The organism is Actinocatenispora sera, assembly GCF_018324685.1.
GTDB lineage: Bacteria > Actinomycetota > Actinomycetes > Mycobacteriales > Micromonosporaceae > Actinocatenispora > Actinocatenispora sera.
This window is the reverse complement of the sequence record NZ_AP023354.1, coordinates 839,504-865,366: the sequence shown is the minus strand read 5'-3', so window position 1 is coordinate 865,366 and position 25,863 is coordinate 839,504. Positions and strand designations below refer to the sequence as shown.

Sequence of the window (25,863 nt, the reverse complement as noted above, 5' to 3'; positions counted from 1 at the left end):
CCGGACGCTTCCCCCAAGCGTGCTCCGGACACATCCCTCCACCGTCACCGTCCAGCAGCGGGGTCTCGGCCACGGCGGGGTTCTGGCCACTATCCCCTAGCACAGAGTCTGCCGCAACCCCTGGTCGCCTGATGCTGACACTACGCAGCCTCACTCCGAACCCTGCCGCCAACAGCAGGCGCCTGACCGGCCGCCGCCGGGAGTCGATGTTCGGCGCGGGGCGCCCGCGGACTGTCGTGGGGTTACGAAAGACTTGTCGAGGCGTCGACCGCCATGCAGATGGTGCCAGAGTTGACGTCGTCCTGGGTGATCGATACAGGGCCAGCCCACAGCGGGCCGGCTGGAAGGACGCCGTCATGGCAGTCCGGCGAACGACGCCCACCCGTTTCCCACCGCAGATCCACTGGATTCCACTGCCATCCGCTCCGGCAACGGCGGCGGGGTGTTGCTCGCACACGGGGCGCAGCCGCGCTGAGATCGGTTGTGCGGCAACGTCGCCGGTGGGTGGGCCGGTGCGTACGCAGGTCGGGCAGTGGTGTGGCCCGGCCGTGCCGGCGGTGGCGGGGTTCCAGCCGTCGCATTCGGCGGCTGCGGGGCCCTTGTGCAGCCGGGTCTCAGCGGTCGCCGGTGTCCGGGTCGGCAGAGGTGTCGGGATCGGCAGCCGGTTTCCGCTCGTCGGTGATGGCGTCGAGTTGCTGGTGCAGCTGGGCGATCTCGGCGCGGGCATAGGCGAGTTCGACCTGGAGGGTCACGATGCGGCACGCGGCGTCCATCGACAGGCCCTCGTCGACCAGTACCCGCGCTTGGCTGGCCAGGCCCAGGTCGTGCTGGCTGTAGCGGCGATGCCCGCCGGCGGAGCGCTGTGGGTCGAGCAGCCCGTTGACGCCCAGCTGACGCAGGAACGCCTGGCTGACACCCAGCAGCTGTGCGGCGGTGCCGATCGTGAACGCCGGTGTCCGCGCCCCGACCAGTCCCGACAGGTCTGCTCCGGACCCGTTCTGGTCTGCGATCACCGGACCGCCACCTTCCTGATGCACCTGTCGGAGTGCTCACCCTGCTGTGGGATGGTCAGCAGGGTGAGCACCCCAGCCACGAGGGGAGCCTGCGACAACATCGCGCCAGGGCATCACCTCCCCGCACAGTGATCGAACGAACCAGCCCCGATCGCCCCTGTCCACCTTTGCTGAGGGGGCGGGGATGAGGTCAGCTGGCTTCGATCACCTTGCGGTCACCGCCTGCAGCGCGGGCGATCGGGATCCGGCGCGGCTTGGCGTGCTCGGCGACCGGGATCGTCACCGTCAACACTCCGTTGCGGTAGTCCGCCGACACCTTCTCCACATCCAGCCCGTCGCCCAGCACCATCTGCCGGGTGAACGTGCCCACCGGGCGCTCCCGTGTCACGAACTCGGCACCCTTCGGTGCATCGACGTCGCGTCGCGCCCGCACCGTCAACGTGTTGTTCTCGGCCGTGACTTCCAACGAGTCCTCGTCGATGCCGGGCAGATCCAACCGCACCTGGTACGCGTCGCCGGACTTGAACGCGTCCATCGCCGCCCAGCGGCTACGCCACGCCGGCTCGTTCGCCCAGCCGTTGGCGAACTGCTCGATCTCCCGGAACGGATCGAACCGCACCATGCTCATCAACCATCACTCCCGCAACGATCAACAAACAACCTGTAGGACGGGCCCTCAGGCCAGCCGCATCGGCCCGCCGGGCCACGGCCGCCACGGGCCGCGCCCGTACCAAACCCGACGGCCTCGACGACGCGGCCACCTCCGGCCGCGGGCCGTCCGATCGATGGTGGCCGACATCGATCACTCACCTCCACAGCAAACAACCTGCCCCAGCCACCAGGGCTAATCTGTAGTGGCGAGACCAATTTTATCCCACTGGGCCGCGACGTCAAGTGAATCCGCCGGCACGCGCGCCCGGTCGGACCTCGGCCGCCGGCCCACCTGATCCAACCGGGTCGCTGCGACCTACGCGGCCGGACCCTGGTCGAGGACACGTAGAAATCTAGGCTCACGGTACTAGACATTCAGGGGAGCGTCGGCTAGCGTTCTGCGGGTCGACAAGGAAGACCAGGACAGACGCTGACGCAGCAGCCGCATCATCCGAGTGCGGCCGGCAGACCGCCGCGGGTCCGCCGAGTGGATAGTTCGCCGCCGCGCGGTGGGCGTTGGGAAGCCGGCGCCCACCGACACGGCCGGTACTGGAGGAAGTGGAAGTTCGCAGGAAAGGGAGGGTGATACACACCGTTGGATCGCCCGCCAGGCGGTGAGGTTGACGCCGGGGCGGACACCGTTGAGGGTCCCATCGAGTCTGAGGTGGTGGTCTCCGGTCACGTTTACGCGATCCCCGCACCTTGTAACCCTGTCAAGGTAGGTGCGGAACCAAGACGCCGACCGCATGTCGGCAGGTGGTGTTATTGATCCCGAACCCGGGCCCCCGGCGTATCCGCGCCGGGGGCCCTCGACGTGCGTCTGGCCGAGGCCGGCAGGAGGGTGCATGGGCCAACAGCTCGAAGACATGTTCGACGACGACAACTATCCCGCCTACACCATGGGGCAGGCAGCCGAGCTGGTCGGAGTGTCCCAGGACTTTCTGCGCAGCCTGGAAACGAAACTACTCAACCCGCACCGCTCCGCCGGCGGGCACCGCCGCTACTCCCGCTACCAGCTGCGTCTGGCCGCCCGAGCCCGCACTCTGGTCGACGAGGGCACCGCGATCGACGCCGCGTGTCGCATCATCATCCTCGAAGACCAACTCGCCGAGGCTCAACGCCTCAACCGCCAATACCAGCAAGACAACGGGGCCCCTCACCGGGACTCCGACGATCCCCAGCCTGACGACGAAACCTGACAGGTGCCGGGGGGCGTGCTGCTGGCGTTGCACTGCGGCGCCAGCGGACGCCTCGGGATGGCACCCGTCCATCTGTTGGCTGTCCCGCGGTTCGCGTCCAGCGGAAGGCGAGGCAATCGTTGTTCAAGCCTGCGCAGCCTTAGCGGTTGATCGGTCGGCCCGGTGCACCGCTGGCCGGCATTGCTGCGGGGTCTTCGGCCGATAGCAGATCGCGCAGTTCGCGCAGGGTACGGGACAGGATGCCGGACACGTGTGCCTGCGAGATGCCGAGCCTCGCGGCGATCTCCTGCTGGGTGAGCTCGTCGAGGAACCGCATGCGGATGATGGCCTGTTCCCGGCCGGGCAGCGTGGTCAGCGCTTCGGCCAGTGCCAACCGGTCGACGACCGCGTCGATGCCGGGGTCGGCGCCGGGCAGCTGCTCGACCAGCGGCGACTGGGCCTCCCCGGCCGCGCCGTCCAGCGAGACGGCCATGTACGCCCGAAACGCCGCCATCGCGTGGCCGACCCGCTCGACCGGCTCGCCGACGCTGTCGGCCAGTTCGGTGACGCTCGGCGAGCGGCCGAGCCGGGCGCAGAGCGTCTCGGCGGCGTGGTGGGTGCGCAGCGCGAGCTCCTGCAGCCGCCGCGGCGGCCGCACGGCCCAGGCCCGGTCCCGCAGGTACCGGCGCAGCTCGCCGGTGATGGTCGGCACCGCGTAGGCGATGAACCGGCCCAGCTGTGGCCGGTAGCCGTCGACCGACTTGATCAGCCCGGTCGCGGCGACCTGGCGCAGGTCCTCCAGCTGCACGCCCAGCCCGCGGTAGCGGCGGGCCAGCCGGTCGGCCAGCGGCAGCAGCGACTCGATCACGGCCGCCCGGGCCGCCGCATGGTCACCGGCAGTGGCCTTCGCCAGGGCCCGTACCCGGGCCGTCGGCCCGTCGCCGCCGGCGTCGCCGGCACACTGCTCGGTCTCGGTTACCGTCACGAACGCGGGCGCTCACTCGGCTTGGCGGCGCGCGGCGAATGGTGTTCGCCCTCAACGATTGCCCAGCCTGGGCTGCGATCGGAAGCTGCTGCGCGTGTGGCTGTCAGCGACGCAAGGCGAGCATGGGGCACTCGAAGGGATCGCGCGCGGCCAAGCCGACTTCGTTGAGGTAGGCGATCACGATCGCGTACGAGCGCGGCAGTGACGTCTCGGTGTAAGGAATTCCCCGGGAATGGCAGTAGTCGCGTACGACGCTGCGGGCCTTCGCCAGGTGTGGGCGCGGCATGCTGGGGAACAGATGATGCTCGACCTGGTAGTTGAGTCCACCCATCAACGCGCTCGCCCAGAAACGCCCTCGAATGTTGCGGGAGGTGCGGACCTGTTTGGTGAAAAAGTCGAGTTTCTCGTCGGCACCGACGATCGGCATTCCCTTATGGTTGGGCGCGAACGAGGCGCCCATGTACACGCCGAACACCGCCAGCTGGACGCCACAGAATGCTCCGGCGATCCGGGGCGACAGGAAGACGAATGCCGGCGTAGCGATCAGGGCGAGATGCGCGGCGATCAGCCCCAACTCCGTCCAGCGGCCCGTGATACGGCGCCGGCCGGCCAAGAATCGGATCGAGCTGACGTGCAGATTGATCCCTTCCAGCATCAGCAGCGGGAAGAAGGCGTAGCCCTGGCGGCGGGTCAGCGCCGCCAGCAGGCCGCGGCGGGTAGCGGCGTCCTCGGCCAGGAACGAGATCGTGTCGATTTCGATGTCGGGATCCTTGCCGACCCGGTTCGGGTTGGCGTGGTGACGGGTGTGCTTACCCATCCACCACGAGTAGCTGATACCCACCAGCAGAGTGCCCAGCAAGCGCCCGGCGCGGTCGTTGGCCGGCCCGCCCGAGAAGATCTGGCGGTGCGATGCCTCGTGCGCGAGGAACGCGAACTGCGTGCAAATCACGCCCAGTGTTGCGGCGATCAGAAGCTGCCACCACGAGTCACCGAGCAGAACGAATCCGGTGACCGCGCCGGCGAGCGCGAGACACAGCCCGCCGAACAGCAACCCGTAGAACCAGCGGGCCCGACGCAGTAGCCCCAGCTCCCGAACAACCTGCGCGACCGCTTTGTACGACCCGGCGAACTGATCCGCCTGAGCCGCTCGACGCTGGTCGACCTGCGTCGAGCGCAAACCCATAGCTGTAATAGCAACTCCCTTGCCAGAATGATCCGGCCCGATCGGCCGATGTGGCCATCGCTCCGGCTGATAGATAGCAAGAACGGGTGCCCGAAGCATCGGGCACCCGTTCCCTGGGTCTTTACAACGTCGAGACGTTCATCGCCTGCGGGCCACGGCCGGTGGTCTCGATTTCGAACTGCACCCGAGCGTTCTCATCCAAGCTGCGGAATCCAGAGCTCTGGATGGAGGAGAAGTGAACGAACAGGTCCTCACCGCTGTTGTCCGGGCTGATAAACCCGAATCCCTTGTCGGCGTTGAACCATTTCACGGTGCCTTGCGCCATGTTGCCTCTTTTCCTCATCGAGCCTCCGGCGCAGCCATTTGGATACGCCGGCCAACGCACACGACTCAACAGGAAAGAGAAGAGACCGCGCCCGCTGTCAATCTTTGCGAGCGCCTCATGAAACGACCACAAAAACCGTGAACCAGCTTCAGTACAGCACGCGCAGCGTGCAGCCGTCAACCACCACCACCGGTGGGAGGCGGCGTCGCCGAGAAGTGGTCAGCGTTGCTGTTGTGGCGCGGTTCGCCGGCCGTGACGGCCTCTCCAGCGGGCCCGGGGCGCATCGTTGATGGTTGGCGCTGCCTCGTGGGCGAGCCCGGTGGTCACGCTGGAGTAGAGGCCGGTCACCGCGATCGAGGAGTGTCGCAGCATCGCGGAGACGGTTCGAATCTCGATGCCGGCGGCGAGCGTGAGGGTTGCGGTGCCGTGCCGCAAGTCGCGGAGTTGGATCGGCGGGAGTCCGGCTCGGCGCAGGTAGATGGCGAACGCGTCGGTGATGCGAGATGGGTGCAGTGTGGTGCCGTCCGGGTTGACGAACAGCAGCCCGGTCTCGGTCCACGCATCGCCTGCAGCGGTACGTTCGGCTGCGCGTGGGCGCGGTATCGCTTGAGGGCGGCGACAGTCTGGTCGTCAGCAGAGCGATAAGCGGTTCGGTGGGTACGCTCCAACGTCGTCCGAGACGGATTGCCGGGATGGGGAACGTCCCGGCCACCGCGAGACGCCGGGCCGTAGGGTAGCAGCCTCCCAGGATCTGCGCGGCGGTGGCCAGGCTGGTCGTCACGCCCAGCCGGCGGACGTCGTCCAAGCGCCGCACTCGGCGCGCAGGTCGCATCGCACTCATTGGTGAGGTTCCTCTGGTGTGCATCACGCTGCAGGTCCGTCGACGACATCCGCTCGTGCCAGGTGTTCTACGGCTTTGTTGGAGCGGTCTTCGGATGAGGCATGCCAGCGCTGGCGCTGCCCGTGCACCCACTACCTATTGCCAGCGACCCCCTTTAATACGACAGGGTGTCGCACAAAGGTGTGGATCAGACCTCCCATACCGGTCGAATCACTCCGTGGCCTTCGGCTGATCTCACGGGCTCGCCTCGGACTGTCGGGCCCCGCATGCTGATCGCGCAGCGCAGCAGGATCGCTCTGGCCGGTCCAGTAGGAGTTTGCCGGGCCGCTGGAGCTCGATTGGGGACCTCAACGGTTCGCCCTTTGGCCATTCGCCAATATCGCGGCGATTACGTCGCGCGAATCGTGAATGCTCTTTTTCGGCATTGCGCGTTGCTGGGCCTGAAGCGCAGGAAGGTCACGGCGACGTAAGAGAATTCCCAAATCGGGCCGCGTCAACGGCACTAGCGGCAAAGAAATGGCGAGCCTCGCCCAGTCAACGAGATGTCAGGGCGAAGGGCGGCGTGTAGCATCAGACGGATAATCGCGCCGGCGATTACAGCGTTCCCGCAGGTCAAAGCCATGTTATGACTCAACGTGAAACCGGTCGAAAACTGGCATAACCAGGGACCTCGGGCCGACCCCGAGCACCACGGAAACTGGCCCATGAGGGTGTTTTCTCAGGTCAGAGGGTGGGTCGCGTGGGACTCGAACCCACAACCTACGGATTAAAAGTCCGCAGCTCTGCCAATTGAGCTAGCGACCCGGCATGGGACAGGCTACCTCAAAGCTCGAGGTGGCCGGGTACGCGGTCCACACGCCTGAGGGTGCGTATCTGTGCTGGTCACGGCGTTGCCTGGGCGGTGCGACACCCCCGGCGGGGCGGTGCGAGCAGCGGCTGGTGCCGCTGTCGTGGCACGGAGATGCGGTGCGGCTCGCCGCGTGCCGTTCAGCGGGTGCCACCTGGGTCGTGGTCGGGGTGGCATGGACGGTCCTGGGGTCGGCGTGGATCGGGCCGCCGTACGACAGCCACTGCTCCGCCCGCCACCACTGGCTGCCTCGTGAAGGCGCCCAGCGCGCGCCCGTTCCCGCGCCGCAGGTGAGGCATCCACCGGCTGGACCCGCCGTGTGCCAGTCACCGGGAGCATGCCCAGGATTGCCGGTGCCGCCGTCGGTGGATTCGCATCTTCAGCAGCGGCGGCGCCCGCCTCATTTCTCGGGACGAGATATTAGCGAAGGAAGCTTTACGAACAGTTGAGAATCGGGTCCCCGTTCGGTTGCTGGGGGATGTCCGCGACGACGACGCCAAGAATCCCGGCCTGACTGCGCTGGTCGCTGGCCGGGCAGCCGCGTCGTCTCAAATACTGGGCTCGAGATGTTCGTCATCTGAATCGCGTCGGCAGGGCGTGCTGGCGTGTTTGCGAGCGCCTGAGCCCCTCGTTGGGGGTGAGGTTGAACACGTGACTGTGGTCGGCGGTGGGCTCGCGCGCCGCCGTCGTGCGGGTTGACCAGCGTGGCCAGCCGTGACTCTCGACGGCGTCCCGGCCGGGTCCGATCAAGGCAGGTTGCCGGGCTACGCACGGCCCGTATCGGTGTTGTAATGCCAGGCTCGGCACGCGGCGGTGGCGGCTGCTGGGGCCGCCGAGGCGCGCGCGGGAGGTGTCTGGCGCGATTTCGGACAGGGTAGAGTGCGGGGCCGTGCATGGCACAACTCGCCACAGTTCCGTCAACACCGTCATTGGGGCTGCCTTGCCTCGTTGAGGGTGGCTGAGGCCTCGACGGCGATCGTGAACGCGGGTCGGTGGGCTCGTACGACGTGGCGGCACAGTGTGTGGGCGGGAACGGCGCCGGTGCGGGGGCACGCGCTTGCAATATGTCAACCGTTGTTGATGGAGCGCAATGACTAGTCAGCAGACCCATCAGCGCCAGGCGGGTCGCGACCGCCGGCCGCGGCGCCAACGATCGATCCGGCAAGGTGTTGTCCGCGTCGCGCTGGTTCCCAGCGTCGCGTTGATCGCGTTGTGGCTGGTTGGCGCCTCGTACCTGGGCTACACCGGAGTCTATGCGCGCCAGGTGGCTTCGAGCGTGCGGCAGGTGTCGATCCCTGCAGTGAACGGCCTCGCCTCCTTGCAGAAGGAACGTCAGCTGAGCATGGCCGAGCTGGCCAACTCGGCGGGGACGCCGGCGGGAACACGGTCGCTGAACGCGCAACGCGCGACCAGCGACGAGGGCCTGGCCTCGATGCAGAACGCCGCGAAGGCAGCACTGGGCAGCGCCCCCGCGTCGATCAAGGACCAGATGGCGACCGTCACGGGCTACCTCCACGAGCTGCCGAAGGTCCGTGCGCAGATCGACGCGAGAACCATCAGCCCGCAGAACGTCTACGCGTTCTACAACAAGATCCTCGACGCTTCCATTCAACTGTTCAACACCCAGGCGCGGATCATCCCCGACGCAACCGCGTCGCAGGGTGGCTTCGCCGCCACGGACCTGTTCCGGGTGTCCGACCTGATGTCGCGTGCGGGATCTCAGGCCGCCGGTGCCTTCGCCGCGAAGAAGTTCAGCACGAACGACTACCTGACGTACGTCCAACTGGTCGGCGCCTACCGTTCGCAGCTGAGCAACGTCGAGGCGGATCTGCTTCCGGACGTTCGTGCCGGAGTCCGTCGCATGATGCGCAGCGACGAATGGTCCCGCCTGTCCGCCGCGGAGGACGCGATCCTGGCCGACGGTGCCTGGCAAGGCGGCGTCCCCACCGGGCTTCCGGTGGATTCGGCGGCGTGGGGCAAGCTGACGGACCAGGTCTCCAACGACCTGATCGAGCTGGCCAAGTCGCAGGCCGACGAGGTCTCCGCGCAGGGGCTGGCCAGCGGAAACCAGAACCTCGGCTGGGCGATCGGCGGCAGTGTTGCCGCGGCTGCGGTGGTGGCCCTGGCGATTCTGTGGGCCCTGCGCCGGTCCAGTGTTCTGGTCGGCCGGACGCTGATCCCTCGTATCCGCCAGCTCGGTGAGGACGCCAACCTCATCGTGCGGACGCGCTTCCCGGCGATCCGGGAACGACTGGCGGCGGGTGAGCGGGTCAACGTGCGTGAGGAGTTGGGCCAGATCAACTCGGCTGCTGACGAGGAAGCCGAACAGGGACAGGACGAGATCGACAACGTGCGGAAGACGCTCAACGACGCCGTCGTGCTTGCTGCCGACGCCGTGGTGAGTGAGGGCCAGGCGCGCGCCGGGGTACTGCGTGTGTTCCTCGGCATCGCATACCGCAACCAGCGTCCGCTGCAGCAGGCGAGCCGTGCACTCGATGCCGAAGAGCGGGCGGAGGAAGACCCCGCCCGTCTGGAGAAGTGGTTCCGGGTCCATCACCGGGTCAACCAGGTGCGGGGCGTCAACGAGAGCCTGATCATCCTCGGTGGCGGTAAGCCGGGGCGGAAGTTCCAGACGCCCATTCCGCTGCTGCAGGTGATGCAGGCTGCCAAGGCGCAGGCCGAGGACTACGACCGGGTCAAGCTGGAGACCGCGCCCGAGGTTCGGGTGCGGGGCGACGCCGTGAACGGGACCATCCATCTGCTCACGCAGCTTCTCAACAACGCCATCGGCTTCTCCAGCACCGAGTCGGACGTGCGGGTGCGTGGTGTGTACGTGGACCGGGGTATTGCCATCGAGGTCGAGGACCGAGGGATCGGCATGGCGCCCGAGGATCTCGACCAGGCCAACGCGATGCTCAAGCAGGCGCCGGAGTTCAACGTCAACGCGTTGGGCGACGGGTCGCAGTTGGGGTTCTGGGTCGTCGCGCAACTCGCCAAGCAGCTCGGGATCACGGTGACGCTGACCACCTCGCCCTACGGCGGCGTGCTGGCGGTCGTCTTGATTCCCAAGGCACAGCTGGACAACGCAGCCGACCGCAGTGGCGACATCTCCCGCATGGCCGAGAGTGTGGATGTGCCGCGCGATGTCGAGCAGACGATGCAGATGCCCGCGTTCGTCGGTGCCCCGCCCGCGCCGCGACGCCCCGGCCTGTCGACGAACGGTGCCGCGCACCGGCTCGACAGCGGCTCGGCGCACCGCCCTGCGCCGACCGCTCGGCCGGTCAGCCCGGCCCCGCGCATCCAGCCCGGTACGGGGCACGCTTCGTTGGGTGCTCGGGACATCGGTGTGGAGCCGCCGGCGCGGGTCACGGCGATCAGGCAGCAGCCACAGGTCCCCGAGCGCGATGCGCGGCCGGGCCGGCCGCCGCTGCCGGAGCGGCAACCGCAGCAGCACATCGCGCCGCAGCTGCGTGAGGATCTGGAGCATCCCGGCACGCCGGAGCAGGCGATCGACATGGGAGATCCGGAACTCATCCGCAACCGGTTGGCACGGTTCCAACAGGGCAGCAACGCTGGCCGCGCTGAGGACAACTGAACACACCCCTTGACAGGAAACGGCAAAGCATCATGAGTGAGACTCCCACCACACCGATGAACGTCGACTGGGCGCTGGACGATCTGGTCGATGGTCTCAATGCCCTGTGTGCCGTGGCCGTGTCGACCGACGGCATGCTCATCCAGCGATCGCGGCGAATCAGCAAGGACAGTGCTGACTCGCTGGCCGCCCGCGCCTCCTCGCTGGCGAGCATCGCCCGCGGGATTTCCCGGCAGTTCGGTAGCGGACCGATGCAGCAGACCATCGTGGAAATGAAGGACGCGTACCTGGTCATCACGGCTGCCGGACCGAATGCGTGCCTCGCGGTACTCGCCGATGTCAACGCGGATCTCGGCCAGGTCGGTTACGAGATGAACCGTCTGGTGAAGCGTGTCGGGGTGCACCTCGGATCGCAGCCTCGCGACACGACAGCCGCCCTGAATGGCGGTTTGGAAGGATAGCCTTATGGCCGGGCAGAATGACGAATGGGTCGACGATGACGCCGGCGGGCTGGTCCCGCTCTACGCGGTTGCCGGCCGCCGCGCAACCGCCGACATTTCCAGTGACTTGAATCTGGGCAGCATGGTGAGAGCGACGACGGCGGATCTCGACCCCACCTATTTCGAGCCGCATCAGGTCCAGATCCTCCGGCTGTGTCAACGATGGCTCACCGTCGCGGAGATCTCTGCGATCGGCAAGGTGCCGTTGACGATCACGAAAAGGCAGTTGGCTGATCTGATCGACCGCGGCGTGCTGGCACTCAGCTCCGGAACCACGAGCTCCGCTGCGCCCACGCGGGACAGACTCGTCCAGGTCCTTGACGGCCTGCGCGCCATGTGATGTGAGGAAGGAACGATCTTGGAGCCGCAGTCGGTCAAGATTGTGGTCGCCGGTGGATTCGGCACCGGCAAGACCACGCTCGTTGGTTCGGTGAGCGAGATCCCGCCACTGACCACCGAGGAGCTGTTGACTGAAGCGAGTAAGCCGGTGGACGACCTCGCCGGTGTCGAGAGCAAGACGAACACGACCGTTGCCCTGGACTTCGGCCGGCGGACGATCAACGAAGAAGTCGTCCTGTACCTGTTCGGGACCCCTGGGCAGGACCGGTTCTGGTTCATGTGGGACGAGCTGGCGCTCGGTGCGCTGGGCGCCTTGGTGCTCGTCGACCCTCGGCCGGCGCGACTGAACAGCAGCTTCGCCGCCATCGACTACTTCGAGGCGCGTCGCATCCCGTACGTGGTGGGCGTCAACATGTTTCACGGTGTCTGCGCCTACGAGGACCACGAGATCCGCAGCGCGTTGAAGCTCGGTACGGAGGTGCCGTTCGTGCGGCTTGACGCCCGCGATCGCGAGTCGGTCCGGCGTGCCCTGATCCGCCTGACCGAACATGCCTTGGCGCGGCTGCCGGTGGTCGGGGAACCGGCAGCCAGGTGATCGCCGCTGTCAGTCCCGCAACCGGTCTCGCCAGGTGGCGAACCCGCTGATCAGGTCGTCCGGCGCACCGGCCAGGCGCAGCCGTTCGACCCGATCGTCGATGTAGCACCGGTACAGCGGGCGGAGGCCGGCCAAGAGCGGCAACGCCTTGTCGGGGTCTAGCGCCGCACCCGCGCGGATCGACGCCGCGAGCCGCACGAGCGGCGCCGAGACGGGATCGGGCTGCGCGAGGTACCAGTCGAGCGCGACGTCGTTGCCCACCGCACCGCCGTCTTCCGCTGTCGCGTGCAGGAACCGCACCGGGAACAGCACGGCCTTGGTGAACAGGACGACGTCGGTCAGCAGCCGCTGTGGCTGGTGGAACTCCGCCACGACCTCCGGTACCGCGAGGATCTCCAACGCGAACCGGCTGCTGCTCAACAGCAACTCGGTCCGGTCGGGACGGGCGACCGCCTCGCGCACGGCGATGCCGAGCAGCAGTTGCCCGTGATCTGCCAGATCGAGCCGGTCGAGTGCCGGAAACCGTCCATCCTCCCGGCCGTCGCGCAGCGCGGGCAGCGACGCCCAGAAGGCCGACACCTTCCCGTAGAGTCCGGCCTGCTCCCGCACCGAGGTTGCGCAGTCGTCGGCGAGTTGCCGGTCGCCGGGCCGCACCTCGGAAAGGACGATGCCGAGATCGATGTCGCTCGCCGACGGCGAGTACCCGCCGTGGGCGAGGCTGCCCAGCAGGTACGCCGCGGTCAGCCGCTCGCCGAACGCGGCCTGCCAGACGCGGGCGGCACCGAGCGCCACCCCCCGGGCCCGATCCTGTGCTGTATCGATCATGCTGCGGCGGTGTCGCGCACGGCGCACTCGGCGATCCGGTCGGACACCAGGGTGATGATCTGCCAGCCCCGATCCATGATCGTCACCATCTCGTCGACAGACCAGTCCGATCGGCTTCGCAGCAGCCGATAACCCATCTCCAGATGCTCGACGTCATCCTCGTCGTGTTTGGCGAAGTACTCGTCGTGCGGGAAGGCGCGGACGCCGGCCTGACTGAACACCAGGCTGCCCGCTTCCAGTACGAGGTGGGCCAGCATCGCGCGCTGCATGCCGGGCAGGGTGCGGAACTGTTCGATGAACCACGCCGCACCCGCCTCGATGACCGGATCCCAGATGACCTGGTCCGTACCGCCCCGGCTGCGCTTCAGGATGTCGTTGTGGCCGACCTCTTCCTGCCAGTGCTCGATCGCCAGGGCGAGCAGCTCCGGGTCCTGGTCGGTCTGAATCCGGGACGCCTCCGCCTGGACCCGCGCGGTGATCATGCGCTGGAACGCATTGGACCACGGCTGCAGGAGAGGCAATGTCGCCTTCTTCGTTTCCTCGGCCACCGTGTCGTCGAGGAGCAGCTGGCACAGGCGCGACGCACGGTACTGCTCCTGCCGCTGGTTGTTGTACTCGGCAACGCGATCCACGTTCGAGCGGTCGGGCTGGCTCATGGTGGACTCCTTTCTACGGGTCATGCTCGTTGGGCGGACGCCACCGGCAACGCGGCTGGCTGCGAGAACGTGGGGAACCGAAAGTAGGTGGTCACGTCGCCGCTGCGGCGGGCGCGATGGCTGACCAACTCCAGCACACCGCGGCCGCCGTCGGACCGGCGTGGCGAGAACGCCTCCGTCAGCGCCACGAACCGTTGCGCCGGTACGCCTTCCGACTCCATCAGCGCGGATGTGCGCTCGACCGACTCCTGTTCACACGTTGTCAGGCTCGGCATTCGGAGATACGTCGTTGCCTCGACGGCCTGCTGATAGCCGGAACGAAACGCCAGGCAGGTCAACGGTGCGTCACCGGCGTCGTCTCGGCCGCCGGTCAGCATCCGGTAGGCGGCGAGCGCGCGGCCCTCGTCGTGGTGCAACGCCACGGAGGCGACGCGGTTCATCTCGGCGACGTCCACGCCCTGATGGCGGTAGTAGATCTTCACCCGTGCCACCGCGCTGTCGCCGATGTCGAGTCCGACGAACTCGATCTCGCGCGAACCGTAGCGGGCGCCGTTCTCGATCCGGTGCCGCGCGTGCTCCCAGGCCCGACCCAGACCCACCAGCTGCATGGCCCGGTCGACGACCGCACCGCGTCGCGCGAGAGGCCATCCGTACAGTCCGAAGTAGACCTTGTGCGCCGGCGGATTCGGCGCCCGCCAGGCCATCGAATGCCACAGCGGTGCGGCGACCGGCTGCCGGAAGAGCCGGCTGATCGAGGTGAACAGCGACGAGCCGGACCACAGGCTCGATCGGGGGTCGGTGACCCCGGCGCGGTGCGGGACATCGGACAGGCAGTCGAAGAGCATCCGCAGTTCCGGATGCGCCCCCGACCAGTTGGCCGACAGTTCCGCCGGGAAGCCGTCATCGGCAACGTAGGACGTCTCGCGGGGCGCCGCCTGGATCTGGTCGTCGGCCCAGTCGGGCAACAACCGCTGCAACTCCTGCGTGGGAGGCTGCCATTGCTCGGCGGCGAGACCCAGCGTTTCACACGCCGTAGTCCAGATATCGATGAGGTACTCGCCCATCGCGCGGCCCAGGATGGGCCTCTGTGTGAATGGCGACAGGCTCATCGACGGTCACAGCCTGTTCCGATACGAAGCAATGAAACGGTCCCCGGACGGCTCAAAGATAACGGTGGGTTACTGCCCATTTCAGCCTCTGAACTCGATAGGCGATACAACGACCATGTGAGCCACAAACGTCATGAGGATCAATATAGGGAGCAGCGGGTTGTTGCGGAATAGCTCATGGCGAGTTCCATCGCCGCATCACCAGACACTCATACATCGGGTGATTTCGGCAACACGATGAGTGTCAGAGGGCCGCGGGTTCGTGTGGCTTCGCGGACCCGGCCTAGCGGTGGTGGGCGAGCGGTTCGTGGGCGTTGTCGGTGGCGGGGTCGGTGTGGACGGTGACCTCGGACAGTCGCGGTACGGCGTGCAGCAGCGCGTGTTCGGCGTCGACGGCGATGGCGTGCGCGTCGAGGACGGACAGGCTGGCATCGACGGTCAGGTCGGTCTCGGCGTGTAGCCGGTGGCCGATCCACCGCAGCCGCAGCGCGCCCACGACGCGGACGCCGGGGGTGGCGGCGAGTGCGGTCTCGGCGGCGTCGACCAGGTCGGGGTCGACCGCGTCCATCAGCCGGCGGTAGATCTCCCGGGCGGCGTCCTTGAGTACGAACGCGATCGCCACCGTGATTGCCAGGCCGACGATGGGATCGGCCCAGCTCCAGCCGATGGCCACCCCGCCGGCGCCCAGCAGTACGGTGAGGGAGGTGAAGCCGTCGGTGCGGGCGTGCAGGCCGTCGGCGACCAGGGCGGCGGAGCCGATCCGGCGGCCGACCGAGATGCGGCAACAGCTACCGGACGACGAGCTGATCGAGACCGCTGCCACCGCCCTCCGGTTGCTCGCCGATCCGACCCGGCTGCGGCTGCTGTGCCTGCTGCGCGACGCGGAACTCGACGTCGGCAGCCTTGCCGCCGCCACCGGCTCGGCCCGTCCGGCGGTGTCGCAACACCTGGCGAAGCTGCGTCTGGCCGGGCTGGTGCGTACCCGCCGGGACGGCCGCCGCGCGCTCTACCGCGCCCGCGGCGGCCACGTCCGGCGGCTGGTCGACGAGGTCCTCGCCGCCGCCCAGCATCACCTCACCGGGGCGCCGGACCACGACTGAGTCGCCGCGTCGCCCGATCTCGCCGATCATCGGTACGGTCGGGGGATGATCATCACGCTGGCCACGGTGAACGCCTGGCAGCTCTACGACGAGCAGGCCGCCCAGCCGGAGCGGTGGCGGCGGGTCGAGGAGCTGGTCGCCGGCCTGAACGCCGACGTGGTCGCGGTGCAGGAGCTGATCGCCGACGGCGCCGACGAACCGGCCCGGCAGGCCGGCGCGGACGCGGCGCTGCGGCGACTGGCCGAGCGGACCGGGCTGTACTGCGAGGTCGACGGCCGGGCCGCGGCGGCGGCCGGTGGCGGCCGGTACCACGCGGGTCTGCTGTGGCGCGCGGATCGGGCGTCGGTACGGCCGGGAAGCCTGGTCCGGCTGGGCCGCGCCTCGCACGGCCTGTGGCACGGCATGGTCACCTGCGTCCTGACCATCGACGGCACGCCGCTGCGGGTCGGGTCGGTGCACCTGTCGCCGCACTCGCCGCCGTGGCGGGCCGCCGACGCGTACCAGGTGCTGACCGCGATGCACCCCGACACGCTGCCCGGGTTCGTCGGGGGCGACTGGAACAGCATCGGCGCCAGCCGGATCGAGACCGGCGACGGGTGGCACCACTACGACCGGTCCCCTTATCCGGCGCCGGTCTGGCATCCGGCGCACGGCTACCAGCTCGGCGGCGACGGGCAGGTGGACCGCGGTGCGGCGGAGGTGCTCGAGAACGCCGGCGGGATGCGCGACTGCGCGGTGCTTTTCGGCGCGCCGTGGCAGCCCACCACCGGTTACCACCCGATCGACCCGCAGCCGCCGCGGCGCATCGACCGCTGGTACGCCACCCACCGGGTTCCGGCGGCGGCGATCGCCGGCTACGCGGTGGCCGATCCCGGACGGGTCGGTACCGACACCGACCATCGGCCGGTACTGGTCACCGTCGACACCGGCGCGCTGCCCGGCGCGGCCCCGGCCGGATGAGCGCGGGCGAGTCGGACATGCCGGTCGATCCCGCCGCGCCACTGTCGCGGTCGCAACGCTGGGTGAACCACCATGGTGGGCCGCCGTCGGGTGGCCATAGCATCGGTTCGTCGGATCGGATTGGTGGAGCTGGCCGAGAGCTTTTGGTGGGTTCCTACAACGATGCGTCCTGAACGTGCGTTAGTTGCTCCATGGCGGGACGAGTCGGCAGGCGTCAGGGTGGACCGGGGCGGCCGCGGCGCGGCGCGCACTTCGTCGTCTACGGAAGGGCTGGGTCGGGTGTTCAGTCGTGTCGCCATCGTCAACCGTGGGGAGTCCGCGAGGCGGCTCATCCACGCCGCGCGGGAGCTTTCCGCGCAGACCGGGCACCGGATCGAGACCATCGCCCTCTACACCGACGTCGACCGGGCCTCGACGTTCGTCCGTGAGGCCGACCACGCCTACGACCTCGGCCCGGCGTCGGCCCGGCCGTACCTGGATCTGAAGGTACTGGAGCGCGCGCTGCGCGAGACCCGCGCAGACGCGGCGTGGGTGGGCTGGGGTTTCGTCGCCGAGGACCCGGCGTTCGCGGAGCTGTGCGAGCAGGTCGGCGTCACGTTCGTCGGCCCGAGCGCCGAGGCGATGCGTACCCTCGGCGACAAGATCGGCGCGAAGCTGCTGGCCGAGGAGGTCGGTGTACCGGTCGCGCCGTGGAGCCGCGGCGCGGTCGAGACGCTGGACGCGGCGCTGACCGCGGCGGCCGAGATCGGCTACCCGTTGATGCTGAAGGCGACCGCGGGCGGCGGCGGCCGGGGCATCCGGGTGGTGACGAGCGGGGCCGAGCTGACCGACGCGTACGAGCGGACCAGCCAGGAGGCGGCCCGCGCGTTCGGCAGCGGCGTGGTGTTCCTGGAGCGGCTGGTCACCGGCGCCCGGCACGTCGAGGTGCAGGTGATCGCGGACGGCGAGGGTACGGCGTGGGCGCTGGGCGTCCGCGACTGTTCGATCCAGCGCCGCAACCAGAAGATCATCGAGGAGTCGGCCTCGCCGGTACTGCCGGCCGACAAGGTCACCGAGCTGAAGGCGTCGGCGGAGCGACTGGCGGTGGCGGTCGGCTACCGGGGCGCGGCGACGGTCGAGTTCCTGTACCACCCCGGTACCGAGGTGCTCGCCTTCCTCGAGGTGAACACGCGGCTGCAGGTGGAGCACCCGATCACCGAGTCGACCACCGGCTTCGACCTGGTGAAGGCGCAACTGCACGTCGCGTCGGGCGGCCGGCTGGTCGGGAACCCGCCGGTGGAGCGCGGGCACGCGATCGAGGCGCGGCTCAACGCCGAGGACCCGGACCGCGACTTCGCGCCGGCGCCGGGCCGGATCGCCCGGCTGGACCTGCCGGCCGGCCCGGGCATCCGGGTGGACACGGGCGTCAGCGAGGGCGACGTCATCCCCGCCGACTTCGACTCGATGATCGCCAAGATCATCGCGTACGGGCGGGACCGGGACGAGGCGCTCGGCCGGCTGCGCCGGGCGATGCGGCAGACCACCGTGGTCATCGAGGGCGGCGCGACCAACAAGAGCTTCGTGCTCGACCTGCTCGACGCGCCCGAGGTGATCGACGGCAGCGCGGACACCGGCTGGATCGACCGGGTCCGCGGTGAGGGCCGGCTGGTGTCGCACCGGCACTCGGCGGTGGCGCTCGCCGCTGCCGGCATCGAGGTGTACGAGGACGAGGAACGCGTCGAGCAGCAGCGGCTGCTGTCGACCGCGTTCGGCGGCCGCCCGCAGGTGCAGCACGACAGCGGCCGGCCGCTGGATCTCAAGCTGCGCAACGTCGGCTACCGGGTACGGGTCGCGCGGGTGGGCGCGCACCGGTTCCGGGTCGGCATCGAGGCGGGCGGCGAGCTGCGTACCGCAGACGTCGAGCTGGACCGGTTCGACCGGTACTCCGGCCAGATCGTGGTCAACGGCGCCCGGTACCAGCTGCTGACCGACACGCACGGGCCGGTGCACCTGGTCGAGGTGGACGGGGTGACGCACCGGGTCAGCCGGGACGAGGGCGGCGTGGTCCGCTCGCCGGTACCGGCGCTGGTCGTGGCGACGCCGCTGGCGGTCGGGGACGAGGTCGAGGCCGGTGCCCCGGTGCTGGTGCTGGAGTCGATGAAGATGGAGACGGTGCTGCAGGCGCCGTTCCGGGCCCGGCTGAAGGAATGCACGGTGTCGGTGGGCAGCCAGGTGGAAACCGGCGCGCCGCTGCTGCGGCTGGAGCCGCTCGCCGACGACGACGCCGAGGCCGCCGTCGAGCAGCCGGCCGCTCCGGTCGAGCTGGACCTGCCGAACGGGCCGACGACGGTGCCGGCGGCCGACCGGGTCCGCCGCGGTCAGGAGGATCTGCGCAGCCTGCTGCTGGGTTTCGACGTCGACCCGCACGACGAGCGCCGGGTGCTCGACGACTACCTGGCCGCGCGCCGCGAACTCGTCGCGTCCGGGCACCGGCCGCTGTCCGGTGAGCTGGCGCTGGTGGAGGTTTTCGCCGATCTCGCCGAGCTGAGCCGCAACCGGCCGACCGACGAGGACGGCACCGACACCCACGTGCACAGCCCCCGCGAGTACCTGCACGCCTACCTGCAGAGCCTGGACGTCGAGCGGGCCGGGCTGCCCGACTCGTTCCAGGCCAAGCTGCAACGGGCGCTGGCGCACTACGGCGTGACCGAGCTGACCCGCAGCCCGGAGCTGGAAGCGGCGGTGTTCCGGATCTTCCTGGCCCAGCAGCGGTCGGCCACCGATGCGGGCGTGGTCACCGCGCTGCTGCGCGCCTGGCTGCAGGAGCCGCCGCCGGACGGGACGCTGCGCGAGCCGACCGGGCTGGCGCTGGAGCGGCTGGTGTCGGCCACCCAGCTCCGCTTCCCGGTGGTCTCCGATCTCGCCCGCGGCGTGGTGTTCGGCTGGTTCGGCCAGCCGCTGCTGCGCCGCACCCGGGCCAAGGTGTACGCGAAGGTGCGGGCGCACCTGCGCTACCTGGACGCGCATCCGGACGCGCCGGACCGGGCCGACCGGATCGCCGAGATGGTCCGTACCACCGAGCCGCTGGTGCGGCTGCTCGGTCAGCGGCTGCCGCGGGCCGAGAAGGACAACACCGTGATGCTGGAGGTGCTGACCCGGCGGTACTACGGGAACAAGGGGCTGACCAACGTCCGGGCCAGCCGGGTCCCGCTCGGTACGTTCGTGGTCGCCGAGCGCGCCGGGTCCTACCTGGTGTCGGCCGCGGTGCGGTTCGAACGGCTGGGTGACGCGCTGCGCGGGCTGGAACAGCTGGCGACCGGCGACACCACCATCGACGCCGACGTGTACCTGTCGTGGGACAACCTGCCCGGCGACGCGGACGAGATGGCCGCCGCGCTGTCCGAGGTGGTTCGCGCCAACCCGCTGCCGTACCAGGTGCGCCGGCTCACGGTGACCCTGGCGGGCGGCCGCGCCGGCGCGATGCACCACCACTTCACCTTCCGCGCCTCGCCCACCGGGATGACCGAGGACCGGCTGATCCGCGGCCTGCACCCGTACATCGCGCAGCGGATGCAGCTGGAGCGGCTGAACCGGTACGACCTGACCCGGCTGCCGTCCTCGGACGAGGAGGTCTACCTCTTCCAGTGCGTCGCGGCGGACAACCCGTCGGACGACCGGCTCGTCGCGTTCGCCCAGGTACGGGATCTGAGCCCGCTGCGGGAGCAGGACGGCCGGCTGGTGGCGTTGCCGACCGCCGAGGACGTCGTCGCCACCTGCGTCGACTCCATCCGGCGGGCCCAGTCCCGGCGGTCACCGCGGAACCGCTTCAACACCAACCGGATCGTGCTGTACGTGTGGCCGCCAAGCGAGCTGACCGACGACGAGCTCGACATCATCGCGAAGCGGGTGCTGCCGGCGACCGCGGGCGCCGGGCTGGAGGAGATCCTGTTCATCGGGCGGCGGCGGGACCCACAGACCGGTGCGCTGAACAAGATCGCGATGCGGATCTGCTTCGACGCCAACGGTGGCGTGCAGGTCGTGTTCGGCGAGCCGTCGGACGAGCCGCTCGAGCCGCTGGACGACTACCGGCTGAAGGCGTTGCGGGCGCGCAGCCGCAACTCGGTCTACCCGTACGAGGTGACCGAGCTGCTCGGCGAGTTCGTCGAGCACGATCTGGACGACGCGCACGCGCTGGTGCCGGTGCACCGGCCGAAGGGCCGCAACACCGCGGGCATCGTCGCCGGCGTCGCGACCACCGTCACGCGGCGGCATCCCGAGGGCGTCACCCGGGTGGTACTGCTGGGCGACCCGACCAAGTCGCTCGGCGCGCTGTCCGAGCCGGAGTGCCGCCGGGTGATCGCCGCGCTCGACCTGGCCGAGCGGATGCGGGTACCGCTGGAGTGGTACACGCTGTCGTCCGGCGCCCGGATCGCGATGCGGTCCGGTACCGAGAACATGGACTGGGTGGCGGCGGCGCTCAAGCGCATCGTCGAGTTCACCCAGGCCGGCGGCGAGATCAACGTCGTCGTCGCGGGCATCAACGTCGGCGCCCAGCCGTACTGGAACGCCGAGGCGACGATGCTCATGCACACCAAGGGAATCCTGGTGATGACGCCGGACTCGGCGATGGTGCTGACCGGCAAGCAGGCGCTGGACTTCTCCGGCGGCGTGTCGGCCGACGACAACTTCGGCATCGGCGGCTACGACCGGGTGATGGGCCCGAACGGCCAGGCCCAGTACTGGGCGCCGAACCTCGCCGCGGCGCACGACGTGCTGCTCGCGCACTACGACCACACGTACGTGGTGCCCGGCGAGGCGGCGCCGCGGCGGGCGGAGACGACCGACCCGGCCGACCGGGACGTCAGCGACTTCCCGCATTCCGTTGCGGGCAGCGACTTCCGGACCGTCGGCGAGATCTTCTCGGCGGCGAACCCGGACCGCAAGAAGCCGTTCGACATCCGTACCGTGATGCGGGCGCTGTCCGACCAGGACCACCCGACGCTGGAGCGGTGGGCCAGCATGGCGGACGCGGAGACCGTGGTGGTGCAGGACGCGCACCTCGGCGGCTACCCGGTCTGTCTGCTCGGCATCGAGTCGCGATCGGTGCCGCGGCGCGGCTTCCCGCCCACCGACGGGCCGGACGCCTACACCGCCGGTACGCTGTTCCCGCGCTCGTCGAAGAAGGCGGCCCGGGCGATCAACGCGGCCAGCGGCAACCGGCCGCTGGTGGTGCTGGCGAACCTGTCCGGCTTCGACGGCTCCCCGGAGTCGATGCGCAAGCTGCAGCTGGAGTACGGCGCGGAGATCGGCCGGGCGATCGTCAACTTCGACGGCCCGATCGTGTTCTGCGTGATCTCCCGCTACCACGGCGGTGCGTTCGTGGTGTTCTCCAAGGCGCTCAACCCGAACATGACGGTGCTCGCGCTGGAGGGCTCGTACGCCTCGGTGCTGGGCGGCGCGCCGGCCGCGGCCGTGGTGTTCGCGGCCGACGTCAAGTCGCGGGTCGCCGCCGATCCGCGGGTGCGGGAGCTGGAGGCGCGGGCGACCGCGGCGTCCGGCGCCGAGCGGGCGGTGCTGACCGCCGAGCTGGACGAGCTGCGCACCACGGTACGGGCGGAGAAGATCGGCGAGGTGGCCGCCGAGTTCGACCGGATCCACAGCATCCAGCGCGCGGTCGAGGTCGGCTCGGTCGACGCGGTGATCCGCACGGCGGAGCTTCGACCGCGGATCATCGCCACCATCGAGGCCGGCCTGCGCTCCTCGACGCGGGAGGCGTGAACCGGATCTGTCGCCCGGGCCCGGCATCGGCCCGCCCACGCGGGCCGGTGCCGGGCCTTCGCGTTCGGCCGTGCTTGACCGTCCGATGTGGACGGTCCTAGCTGGACCGTGGCGCGGGCGGTGCCTGCTCGAACGGGTGCGGCTGGTCGGGGCTGAGCACCCGGGCGGCGTTGATCAGCGCGAGGTGGGTGAACGCCTGCGGGAAGTTGCCGACCTGCCGGCCGTGCCGCACGTCGTACTCCTCGGCGAAGAGGCCGACGTCGTTGGCCAGCCCCAGCAGCCGCTCGAACAGCTCCCGCGCCTCGTCCCGCCTTCCGTTCCACGCCAACGCATCCACCAGCCAGAACGAGCAGGCCAGGAACTGCCCCTCGGTACCGGGCAGGCCGTCGTCGGTGTCATCGGTGGAGTAGCGCGACAGCAACCCGTCGCGCCCCAACTCGGCGCGGACCACGTCGATCGTCGACGTCACCCGCGGGTCGCCGCCGGGCAGCAGCCCGACCAGCGGGATCATCAGCGCCCCGGCGTCCAACGCGGTGGACCCGTAGTACTGGGTGAACGTCTCGCGGCGCGGATCCCAGGCACGGTCCAGGATCTCGGCCCGGATCGCGTCCCGGGTCGCCGCCCACTTCTCGACCGGGCCGTCCAGCCCGAACCGGTTCGCCATCGCGACCGCCCGGTCGAACGCGACCCAGGCCATCAGCTTCGACTGGGTGTAGTGCCGGCGCGGGCCGCGCGACTCCCACATCCCGTCGTCCGGCTGTTGCCACACGCCGTCGAGGTAGTCCAGCAGCTTGCGCTGCTGCCGCCACTGCCGGTCCGGGTACCGGCCCACGTGGCCGGCGACCACGGCGGCGACGCCGAGCACCTCGCCGTACACGTCCAGCTGGAACTGGCCGGCCGCCGCGTTGCCGACCCGTACCGGCCGGGAGCCCTCGTATCCCGGCAGGTGGTCCAGCTCGTACTCGGCGAGCCGCCGCTCGCCGGCGATCCCGTACATGATCTGCATCTGCTCCGGATGCCCCGCGGTGGCGCGGAAGACGCAGTCGGCGAAGGCCCGCGCCTCGCCGGTGTACCCGCCGGCGAGGAGCGCGTTGAGCGCCAGCACGGAGTCGCGCAGCCAGGTGTAGCGGTAGTCCCAGTTGCGCTCGCCGCCGAGGTCCTCCGGCAGCGAGGTGGTCGGCGCCGCCACGACGGCACCGGTCTGCCGGTCGGTCAACGCCTTCAGCACGATCAGGGACCGCAACACCTCGTCGGCGTACGCACCGGTGTAGCCGCACCGGCCGGACCAGTCCAGCCACCACCGTTCGGTCCGGGCCAGCGCCGAGTACGCGTCCTCCACCAGCCCGGGCGGCTCGTACGGCGGGAACCAGGTCAGCATGAACCGCTCCGTGCCGCCCGCCGCGAGCTCGAACTCGCCGACCGTGGTCAGCTCGTGCCCGTGCAGCGGTACCGAGGTGGCGAGGTGCAGCGCGTCCGGCCCGGCCTGCGCGACCACCCCGTCCGGTACCCGCTGCACCCACGGCACGACCGACCCGTACTCGAACCGCACCACCAGCTCGACCTGCAGCCGTACCCGGCCACGCAGGCCCTGCACGATCCGGGTCAGCTGGGGCCGGGCGCCGGGCTCGCGCGGCGGCATGAAGTCGATCAGCCGCACCGCGCCGTCCGCCGTCTCCAGGTCGGTCTCCAGGATCAGCGTGCCGTCCCGGTACCGCCGGGAGATCCGGGTGACCGGGTCGACCGGGCCGATCAGCCACCGGCCGTGCGTCGGCTCGCCGAGCAGCGCGGTGAAGCAGGCCGCCGAGTCGAACCGCGGCAGGCACAGCCAGTCCACCGATCCGTTGCGCCCCACCAGCGCTGCCGTCTGCAGGTCACCGATCAGCGCGTAGTCCTCGATCCGCATGCGGCACACCCCCGTACCACGCTACGTGGCGGCCGGCCGCACCGACCGGCAAACGCCGGTACCGAGCCGCACCGGCAAGCAGCGATGCCGAGCCGCACCGGCGAGCAGCGAGCAGCGGTGCCGAGCCGGCCGCCCCGGCAAGAGCCGGGACCGAGCGGGCGGCGACGGCGTGATCCGGTGCCGCACCTCCGGACCGGTCTGCGGCGGCGCCGCGGACCGAACCGGCTCAGCCGAGGACGCGAACCGGCTCACCGTCCAGCCAGCCGAGCACGTCGGCCACCGCGTCGCCGTAGAACGTCGCGTAGGCCTCCCGGGTCACGTACCCGATGTGCGGGGTGGCGAGGACGTTCGGCAGCCGGCGCAGCTCGTCGTCGGCGGTCAGCGGCTCGACGTCGTACACGTCGAGGCCGGCGCCGGCGAACCAGCCCTCGCGCATTGCCCGTACCAGCGCGGTGCGGTCCACGATCGGCCCGCGGGACGTGTTCACCAGGTAGCCGGTGGGCCGCATCGCGCGCAGCAACCGCTCGTCGACGAGGCCACGAGTCGCGTCGGAGAGCACCAGATGGATCGACACCACATCGCTGCCCGCGAACAGCTCGGTGGCGTCGGCAGCGAGCCGGGCGCCGCCGGCCGCGGCCCGCTCCGGCGTGAGATGCGGGCTCCAGGCGAGCACGTCCATGCCGAACGCCTGGCCGGCCGCGGCGACCGCGCTGCCCAGCCGGCCGAGGCCGAGCAGTCCGAGGGTACGGCCGCGCAGTTCCAGGCCGATGCCGCGCTGCCAGTCGCCGGCGCGCATCCCGTTCGCCTCGTCGACCAGGTTGCGGGCCAGGCCGAAGATCAGCGCCCAGGTCAGTTCCGCGGTCGCGGTACTGCTGCCCCGGGTGCCGCAGACCGTGACCCCGTGCGCGGCCGCGGCGGCCAGGTCGATCGACGCGTTGCGCATCCCGGTGGTGACCAGCAGGCGCAGTTCGGGCAGCGCGTCGAACACGGCCGCCGGGAACGGCGTGCGTTCCCGCATCGCCACCACCACCTGGTGCCCGCGCAGCGCGTCGACCAGCTCGTCCGCCGCCAGCGCCCGGTCGAACCGGTCGAGCTCGAGCCGGCCGGCCAGCGGTGACCAGTCTGTCGAGGTCAGTGCGACGTTCTGATAGTCGTCGAGGATCGCGCAGCGCGGCAGTGCCATCCCGCCAGCATGCCAGCCGCCGCGACCGTCCCGGTGGCCACCCAGCTGGCCGCCGGGTCAGCGCGGGAGTGGCCGCCAGTTGGTGCCGCGGGCGAGGAACCGGGCCGCCTCGGCGTCGGCCTGGCGCGGGTCGACACAGGACACGTACTCGTACGACTCGCGCGGGCCGAGGTGGTCGACCCGCCAGCGGCCGGACCGTTCGTGGATCACCACCTGCTGCCGCCGTCCGGGATCGTCCTGCCCGTTCCACCAGCCCCGTACCACCGTCACGCCAGCCACTCTATCGAACACCTGTTCGATGTCGTGTCACCCGGTGGA

The 25,863-nt window shown here is 69.8% G+C and carries 21 protein-coding genes and 1 tRNA gene; 8 read left to right on the top strand and 14 right to left on the bottom strand.

All coding sequences use genetic code 11. The features are described from left to right. Positions 1–614: 614 nt before the first annotated feature. Positions 615–1,013, bottom strand: coding sequence for a MerR family transcriptional regulator (locus Asera_RS03935; RefSeq protein ID WP_084132368.1), 399 nt, complete (start codon positions 1,011–1,013; stop codon positions 615–617). A gap of 190 nt (positions 1,014–1,203) precedes the next feature. Continuing rightward, positions 1,204–1,641 carry an Hsp20/alpha crystallin family protein gene (locus Asera_RS03930; protein ID WP_030448311.1) on the bottom strand — a complete coding sequence of 146 codons (438 nt, stop codon included), beginning with the start codon at positions 1,639–1,641 and terminating at the stop codon, positions 1,204–1,206. 868 nt (positions 1,642–2,509) lie between these two features. Between Asera_RS03930 and Asera_RS03925 the strand changes: the two genes are divergently transcribed. Further along, positions 2,510–2,863 carry a helix-turn-helix domain-containing protein gene (locus tag Asera_RS03925; RefSeq protein ID WP_030448310.1) on the top strand — a complete coding sequence of 118 codons (354 nt, stop codon included), beginning with the start codon at positions 2,510–2,512 and terminating at the stop codon, positions 2,861–2,863. 139 nt (positions 2,864–3,002) lie between these two features. Here Asera_RS03925 and Asera_RS03920 read toward each other — a convergent pair whose 3' ends face one another. From Asera_RS03920 to Asera_RS03900, 5 genes are all read right to left on the bottom strand, one after another. Beyond that, positions 3,003–3,827 carry a sigma-70 family RNA polymerase sigma factor gene (locus tag Asera_RS03920; RefSeq protein ID WP_212804509.1) on the bottom strand — a complete coding sequence of 275 codons (825 nt, stop codon included), beginning with the start codon at positions 3,825–3,827 and terminating at the stop codon, positions 3,003–3,005. Between the two features lie 103 nt (positions 3,828–3,930). Beyond that, positions 3,931–5,010 carry a fatty acid desaturase family protein gene (locus tag Asera_RS03915; RefSeq protein ID WP_030449660.1) on the bottom strand — a complete coding sequence of 360 codons (1,080 nt, stop codon included), beginning with the start codon at positions 5,008–5,010 and terminating at the stop codon, positions 3,931–3,933. A 121-nt stretch (positions 5,011–5,131) separates the two neighbouring features. Beyond that, positions 5,132–5,335, bottom strand: a complete 204-nt coding sequence (locus Asera_RS03910) for a cold-shock protein (protein ID WP_030449661.1) — start codon at positions 5,333–5,335, stop codon at positions 5,132–5,134. A 219-nt stretch (positions 5,336–5,554) separates the two neighbouring features. Then, on the bottom strand, positions 5,555–5,878 hold the full coding sequence (locus Asera_RS33855) for a tyrosine-type recombinase/integrase (protein ID WP_425305968.1): 324 nt from the start codon (positions 5,876–5,878) through the stop codon (positions 5,555–5,557). Positions 5,879–6,907: 1,029 nt separating this feature from the next. After that, a tRNA-Lys gene (locus tag Asera_RS03900) sits at positions 6,908–6,980 on the bottom strand. 1,133 nt (positions 6,981–8,113) lie between these two features. Between Asera_RS03900 and Asera_RS03895 the strand changes: the two genes are divergently transcribed. The 4 genes from Asera_RS03895 to Asera_RS03880 are packed head-to-tail and all read left to right on the top strand — an operon-like array spanning position 8,114 to position 12,052. Further along, positions 8,114–10,618: a sensor histidine kinase gene (locus Asera_RS03895; RefSeq protein WP_084132840.1), complete on the top strand. Its 2,505-nt coding sequence runs from the start codon at positions 8,114–8,116 to the stop codon at positions 10,616–10,618. 56 nt (positions 10,619–10,674) lie between these two features. Continuing rightward, the gene (locus Asera_RS03890) at positions 10,675–11,079 is read left to right on the top strand and encodes a roadblock/LC7 domain-containing protein (RefSeq protein WP_211255806.1); all 405 of its coding nucleotides are present in this window, start codon (positions 10,675–10,677) and stop codon (positions 11,077–11,079) included. A 4-nt stretch (positions 11,080–11,083) separates the two neighbouring features. Then, entirely contained in the window at positions 11,084–11,458 is a 375-nt protein-coding gene (locus Asera_RS03885; RefSeq protein ID WP_030449664.1) for a DUF742 domain-containing protein, read from the top strand. A gap of 18 nt (positions 11,459–11,476) precedes the next feature. Further along, the gene (locus Asera_RS03880) at positions 11,477–12,052 is read left to right on the top strand and encodes a GTP-binding protein (RefSeq protein ID WP_030449665.1); all 576 of its coding nucleotides are present in this window, start codon (positions 11,477–11,479) and stop codon (positions 12,050–12,052) included. A gap of 9 nt (positions 12,053–12,061) precedes the next feature. On the opposite strand, the gene Asera_RS03875 is transcribed toward Asera_RS03880, so the two are convergent. The 4 genes from Asera_RS03875 to Asera_RS03860 form a co-directional block, all read right to left on the bottom strand. After that, a complete protein-coding gene (locus Asera_RS03875) occupies positions 12,062–12,877 on the bottom strand; it encodes a nucleotidyltransferase domain-containing protein (protein ID WP_030449666.1) in 816 nt (271 codons plus the stop codon). Next, a complete protein-coding gene (locus Asera_RS03870; RefSeq protein WP_030449667.1) occupies positions 12,874–13,533 on the bottom strand; it encodes a hypothetical protein in 660 nt (219 codons plus the stop codon). The genes Asera_RS03875 and Asera_RS03870 overlap by 4 nt, the downstream gene beginning before the upstream one ends. Positions 13,534–13,553: 20 nt before the next feature. Then, positions 13,554–14,642 carry a hypothetical protein gene (locus tag Asera_RS03865; RefSeq protein WP_212804507.1) on the bottom strand — a complete coding sequence of 363 codons (1,089 nt, stop codon included), beginning with the start codon at positions 14,640–14,642 and terminating at the stop codon, positions 13,554–13,556. A 283-nt stretch (positions 14,643–14,925) separates the two neighbouring features. Beyond that, complete coding sequence (locus tag Asera_RS03860) at positions 14,926–15,465, bottom strand: cation diffusion facilitator family transporter (RefSeq protein WP_084132844.1); 540 nt, start codon at positions 15,463–15,465, stop codon at positions 14,926–14,928. 10 nt (positions 15,466–15,475) lie between these two features. On the opposite strand from Asera_RS03860, the gene Asera_RS03855 reads away from it, so the two are divergent. The 3 genes from Asera_RS03855 to Asera_RS03845 all read left to right on the top strand — a co-directional run bounded on the left by Asera_RS03855 (position 15,476) and on the right by Asera_RS03845 (position 22,459). Continuing rightward, the gene (locus Asera_RS03855; protein WP_244843725.1) at positions 15,476–15,742 is read left to right on the top strand and encodes an ArsR/SmtB family transcription factor; all 267 of its coding nucleotides are present in this window, start codon (positions 15,476–15,478) and stop codon (positions 15,740–15,742) included. A gap of 45 nt (positions 15,743–15,787) precedes the next feature. Beyond that, complete coding sequence (locus Asera_RS03850) at positions 15,788–16,702, top strand: endonuclease/exonuclease/phosphatase family protein (protein ID WP_030449670.1); 915 nt, start codon at positions 15,788–15,790, stop codon at positions 16,700–16,702. 279 nt (positions 16,703–16,981) lie between these two features. Further along, positions 16,982–22,459 carry an ATP-binding protein gene (locus Asera_RS03845; protein ID WP_030449671.1) on the top strand — a complete coding sequence of 1,826 codons (5,478 nt, stop codon included), beginning with the start codon at positions 16,982–16,984 and terminating at the stop codon, positions 22,457–22,459. 97 nt (positions 22,460–22,556) lie between these two features. Here the strand turns inward: Asera_RS03845 and Asera_RS03840 are convergent, their stop codons facing one another. The 3 genes from Asera_RS03840 to Asera_RS03830 form a co-directional block, all read right to left on the bottom strand. Continuing rightward, a complete protein-coding gene (locus Asera_RS03840) occupies positions 22,557–24,362 on the bottom strand; it encodes a glycoside hydrolase family 15 protein (RefSeq protein ID WP_051803050.1) in 1,806 nt (601 codons plus the stop codon). 226 nt (positions 24,363–24,588) lie between these two features. Further along, positions 24,589–25,545, bottom strand: a complete 957-nt coding sequence (locus tag Asera_RS03835; protein WP_030449674.1) for a D-2-hydroxyacid dehydrogenase family protein — start codon at positions 25,543–25,545, stop codon at positions 24,589–24,591. Between the two features lie 57 nt (positions 25,546–25,602). Next, complete coding sequence (locus tag Asera_RS03830) at positions 25,603–25,815, bottom strand: hypothetical protein (protein WP_030449675.1); 213 nt, start codon at positions 25,813–25,815, stop codon at positions 25,603–25,605. Positions 25,816–25,863 lie beyond the last annotated feature (48 nt).